The sequence below is a fragment of the Candidatus Cloacimonadota bacterium genome, from assembly GCA_011372345.1.
In the GTDB taxonomy this organism is placed as follows: Bacteria; Cloacimonadota; Cloacimonadia; order Cloacimonadales; family TCS61; genus DRTC01.
Genome location: DRTC01000396.1, coordinates 1 through 5,650, shown reverse-complemented (window position 1 = coordinate 5,650; position 5,650 = coordinate 1). Strand labels below are relative to the sequence as shown.

Genomic DNA, 5,650 nt, shown 5'->3' with positions numbered 1-5,650 from the left:
ACTCGGTGACTGTGCAGTCAGTGAGGATAATAAAATGAATAAAAGACAGAGACAAAAACAGAAAACGCGGGAAATGATTCTGCAGACAGCAAAATCATGTTTTATGAAAAATGGTTTTCTGAAAACAACAACTTCCGAAATTGCTCAAAAATCAAAAGTCGCTCACGGAACATTATTCTTGCATTTCAGAAATAAAGATGCGCTTATCATCGAAATTCTCGACCTGGAACTGGACAGAATCAGCAAACAGATTTTCCAAATAATCAACGAATCGAATGATTTTGAACTTCTACTATCCAAATATCTCGATCTCCTTCAGGAACAGGAAGATCTTTTCGCAACTTTAGCGAGAGAATTACCATTTTATTCAGATGAGTTGAGAAGGAAGATTTTATTTCGGGAATCGATCATTCGCAGTCATTTCCGGAAAGCAATTGCTGATGGTGTCAAAATTAATAAATTCAAGAGAATTGAAATCATTCCGGCTCTTACTTTCCTGTTTGGAACGATCAATTATTATTTGAGTTTGAAACCGATTTTCGTTAAAGAAGGCAGTGTGATCGAAAAATTCAAGGAATCCATAATTTCGACTTTTATGGATTTTGTAGCCCCATCGTCCCGATGGGAGAGTTAATTGGTTGAACTTGTTTAATTAGTTGAATTAGGGATTAAAAACCATCGAGACAATGGAGATACAGGAGTTCTCATGAGAAAGATCATAATCTTATTTTTTCTGATCCCATTTTTATTCGGTTCGGGAAAAAAAGAAGAAGCGAGGTCAAAAGTGTATTTTACGAAAGATATTTCCGCAGATGGAGTAATGAAAGTTTTCCAGCAATTCCAGAATAAAGTGGAGGGAAAAGTAGCGATCAAATTACATTTCGGAGAGGAAGGAAATAAAAACTTTTTATCTCCGGATCTAATCAAGAAATTAACCAAAGAACTTGATGCTACGCTTGTGGAAACCAATGTTCTTTATGTCAGCAAACGGAGATATACGGAAAGCCACATTGAATTGGCAAGAAGGCATGGATTTGATTTCGCACCAATTGATATTTTGAATGATGAAGGTGAAATTGAAATTCCGGTTGATTTCAAACATTTCAAAAAAATAAGAGTAGGAAGTCATCTCGACAACTATGAGACTCTGATCGTATTCACGCATGCCAAAGGTCACATTATGGCAGGAATCGGTGGAGCGATCAAAAATGTTTCCATGGGACTTGCTTCCATTGCAGGCAAAATGGGAATGCATGCTTCCTCGATCCCGAAATACAATCCGAATTCGTGTATTTCCTGCGGAAAATGTGTTCCTGAATGTCCGGGTAATGCTATTTCCATCGACCCGCTGGTCATCGATGTTGATAAATGTATCGGCTGCGGAAAGTGCATCGGAGCTTGTCCGACTCGAGCCTTCAATGTTCCCTGGGGAAGCACAAATATCGATGTTTTCCAGGAAAGGATCGCGGAATATGCTAAAGGGATTACCGACTACAAAAAAAATATCATTTATATCAATGTGCTGGCAAACATTTCCAAATCCTGTGATTGCGATAGCTGGGCTCCCAAACCTTTTATGGATGATATTGGAATTCTTGCTTCAACGGATATCGTTGCTATCGATGCAGCCAGTTACGATTTGATAGACAAAAACCATGATTGCGAAGATACCTTTAAAGAACAAAATTCCGTAAGCGGTAGAAATCATATCAATTATGCTTATGAAATCGGATTGGGAAATAAGGAGTATGAGTTGATAGAAATATATTAAACACTGAAAAACACCAAATGCACCGGAAAGGAATTTAATCTGAATATTCAATAAGCCAAAGCCTTACAAGTATCCGACAAGGAATTTCCAATGAAGAAGGGAAAACACACCTCCCCCGATAAATCGGGGACTCCTCTCAAGAGGAGATTTGTTCCGTTCGTTCTGTGGTTTTCTTTTGTTGTTTTGCTTGTCACGGCGGAGTGGAACGAAGTCTGATTCGTTGCTAAATAAATTTGGAGGAAAAAATGAACAAAGTTTATATCTGTCAAAGTTGCGGCAAAGTCTTAAAAAGCAAAGAAGATTTTGCCGGAGAAATTTTCGGAAATCCGTTCTGTAAAGACTGCACCGACGAACTCGGTTTCAGGAAAACATATTCCAATATTATCGGTGATACGAAGAAATTCCTGATGGAACAGATGTCGGTTTCCGAAGAGGAAGCAGAAAAAATGGCTGAAGAAAATGTTTCCAAAATACCATTCTGGGTGAAAAGGGAGGAATTAATGCAAGATAAAGAATTGATCGTCATCACCGATGTCGGTAGCACAACCACGAAGGCAGTTCTATTAAAAAAGGAAAGTTCAGGATTCAAGATAATCGAAATCTATAATTCCCCGACAACCGTAGAAAAACCACAGGAGAATGTGAATCTCGGAGTTTTTAATGCCATTAAAAAATTAGAAGAAAAATCGAATCTGAAAATCCTGAATTCAAAAGCAGGAAGTTCCAATTTTGAATTTAGTGAAAATGTTCTCTATTTGACGACCAGCAGTGCCGGCGGAGGATTGCAGATTCTGGTGATCGGATTGACCTTGTTCGATTCTGCGAGCAGCGGTGAAAGAACTGCTTACGGAGCCGGAGGAGTTATCCTCGATACTTTTGCCATCGATGATAAACGGACATCCCTCGAACAGATGCAGGAAATGAACATCCTTCATCCGGATATTATTTTGATGTGCGGAGGAATCGATGGTGGAGCTGTTTCCTCGCTTCTCAGATTAGGAGAAATTCTACAGCTGGCAGATCCATCACCAAAATTCGGTGAGAAAAATAAAATTCCGCTTGTTTTTGCTGGAAATATCGCGGCCCAACCGTTCATTTCAAGTCTATTCAAAGACAGGTTTGAACTCTATCTCGCTCCCAATATTCGTCCGACAATGAAAACCGAGAATTTGATCCCGGCACGAGAGAAAATTCATAAACTTTTTATGGATAATGTAATGGAGCAGGCTCCCGGTTATTCCGAACTGAAAAAGAAAGTTTCCGACAACATCATTCCTACTCCTCTGGGCGTAATTCGTTCTCTGCAGCTGATCAGTCAAAACTTGGAAGAAAATGTGATGTCTGTCGATATTGGCGGTGCAACGACTGATGTTTTTTCCAATATTCAAGGTGAATATTTCCGCACGGTGAGTGCTAATTACGGACTTTCCTACAGCATTTCCAATGTGCTGAAAGATGCAGAATTTGAGAATATCAGAAAGTGGCTGCCGGAAAATCTGGATGACAATTACATCCGCAATTACATCTCCAACAAAATGCTTTATCCGACTTTTAATCCGACTGACGATTTTCAGATCGCGATCGAGCAGGCAATTGCCAGGGAAGCGATCGGAATGTCCAAAAAGCAGCATTTGAAGATGAATTTTAACACAGCAAATGTGGGATTTCTGGAGAAAGTCAAATATCGTGACCTGGAAAAAATAATGGAAATGTTCTATTTCGAGAAGGAGAAGGAAAAGCACAGTTTCCACATTTTCGACATAAATATCATGATCGGAGCAGGCGGTGTTATTTCACACACCCAAAACAAAAATCAGGCATTTGCGATGATCATCGACGGATTCCAACCGCAGGGAATTACCGAGATCTGGCGTGACAAAGATTTCATCACTCCGCATCTGGGAAAACTGAGTGAAGTAAATGAAAAACTCGCTTCCCAATTGTTGGAGAACGACTGCTTTGAAAAGTTGGGAATTTACATCAAAGTTATGGGAAAAAAATTCAAAGAAGGACATCAGGTAATGGAAATTTCCAACCAAAATGAAACGCATAAGATCAAAGTTAATGAACTGCTTTATTGGGAATCTGACGCTGAAGAAACACTGGAAATCAGGATGGAGAAAGGATTCTACTTAAATGGAGAAGATGAGCATTTTACTTTGAAAACCTCACTTCCCATACTCATCGATACCTGCGAAAAAACTGATGTTGAAAGATTGAACCAGACATTGAATTTGTATGATTTTGAGAAAAAGCAGCAGGAGATTGAAAGTTCCTTTCAGGATTTTATGGCAGAGAAAAAGATCGAACAAGGCTCGTTCGTTCATAAAGTCGAACTTCCTTATGCCGGAAATATTCTGGTTTCGGAAGGTCAGGAAGTTACATCTGAGACTGTGATTGGAGAAAATCTCTACGATCCTCCCAAAATTTATGTGATTTCTTTGTTTGATAAAACCTATCTTCATTTGAATGAGGAAAATATCAAGAAATCTTTATTAATAAAGGAGGGGCAAGTAGTGAAGATCGGAACAAGGATTGCCGAGATCGGAGACCGCAGTTTGATCGATGAACTTACTTTCCAGCATTATTTTTTTGAATCTCCAATTCGCGGGAAAGCCGAAAAGATCAATTATGATTCCGGTACGATCGTGTTGCGTGAAATCCAGGATTACTCTACTAAACCGAAAATCGTGAATGTTGCTAAAAAACTGAATATTCCTCCCAAACTTATTAAAAGATATATGAAAAAAGAATTGAACGATTTTGTTTATGCAGGAGACCTGCTCGCTTCCAAAATTATCGATGCAACCGGTTTGACTTATCCGCTGATCGCTTCTGCTCCCACCACCGGAACGATCAAAGAGATCAACACCACAACCGGAAAAGTAACGATCCAATATGACAAAGATCCGTATCAGAAGTTTGCCGGAATCAGCGGAAAAGTTTCAGAAATAACAGCGGGAAAAAGTGCGTCAATTTCCTATGAAGGTTATAAATTGAGTGGAATTATCGGTTTCGGTTCGGAAGCCAACGGGAAACTTCATTTCATTGATAATATGGAAGAGATTCAAAAATGTAAGATTGGAGATATCGTGGTTCTTCCCAAAAAAATAAACATCGATTTCCTGAAAAAAGCTACGAAATTGAAGGTGAATGGAATTATTGTTCCATCCATTGATAATGCAGATTTAATTGATTTTACCGGAGAAGAGATCGGAGTTGCCTTGACCGGAAACGAGAATATTCCATTTCCATTGATCCTGACAGAAGGATTCGGTGATTTTGAGATGGATAGATATTATCGCGAATTCTTCCAAAACAATAACGGAAAGAGCATTTATATCAATGGTCATACACAAATCAGAGCAGGAGTTACACGACCGGAGATCATTGTGAATTAATAGTTTGATGGATAATAAAAAGTATAAAGAAAAAACTATACAAACAAAATTCTTGCATTTTATTTATAAGGCTGTTGATTAATTCAATTTTTTTGGGATCAAAATCCCAGATCTACTGGGCTGATTTATTCCCCGCTCTGAAGGGCGAGACTATTAAAGGATCATTTCCCAATCAATAGCCCATTCCTTCAGGTGTGGGAATATCCAATACGAAAAAAAACACACCTCACGGCTAAAGCCGCACCCCTCTCAAGAGGGGATTTTCTTTCTCTCCATTAATCATCAAAAAGTCCTCTGAATTTCCCCTTATTTTAAGGGGAAACACAAAGGGGTTAGGAGAGAGCAGGGGTGAAGACTACGCCGGCACTTCCTCCACCGTATATTCCACTTCCTCACTCCAGTCTCCATAACCGTATTCATTTTCAGCACGCACACGGTAAACTCTTCTACCTGCGGGCGGCTGATAAGTATAGGAATT

3 protein-coding genes are annotated in these 5,650 nt (G+C 39.2%); all 3 read left to right on the top strand.

The window, feature by feature from the left end; genetic code table 11:
- Positions 1–34: 34 nt before the first annotated feature.
- The 3 genes from ENL20_07785 to ENL20_07775 all read left to right on the top strand — a co-directional run bounded on the left by ENL20_07785 (position 35) and on the right by ENL20_07775 (position 5,172).
- Positions 35–634, top strand: a complete 600-nt coding sequence (locus ENL20_07785; protein HHE38461.1) for a TetR/AcrR family transcriptional regulator — start codon at positions 35–37, stop codon at positions 632–634.
- A gap of 72 nt (positions 635–706) precedes the next feature.
- Entirely contained in the window at positions 707–1,771 is a 1,065-nt protein-coding gene (locus ENL20_07780; protein HHE38460.1) for a DUF362 domain-containing protein, read from the top strand.
- Between the two features lie 245 nt (positions 1,772–2,016).
- Positions 2,017–5,172, top strand: a complete 3,156-nt coding sequence (locus tag ENL20_07775) for a hypothetical protein (GenBank protein ID HHE38459.1) — start codon at positions 2,017–2,019, stop codon at positions 5,170–5,172.
- Positions 5,173–5,650 lie beyond the last annotated feature (478 nt).

What these genes read in the sequence shown, in the direction of transcription:
- ENL20_07775 (HHE38459.1), top strand. Translation starts at nt 2,017, where the DNA reads ATGAACAAAGTTTATATCTGTCAAAGTTGCGGCAAAGTCTTAAAAAGC.
- ENL20_07785 (HHE38461.1), top strand. Translation starts at nt 35, where the DNA reads ATGAATAAAAGACAGAGACAAAAACAGAAAACGCGGGAAATGATTCTG.
- ENL20_07780 (HHE38460.1), top strand. Translation starts at nt 707, where the DNA reads ATGAGAAAGATCATAATCTTATTTTTTCTGATCCCATTTTTATTCGGT.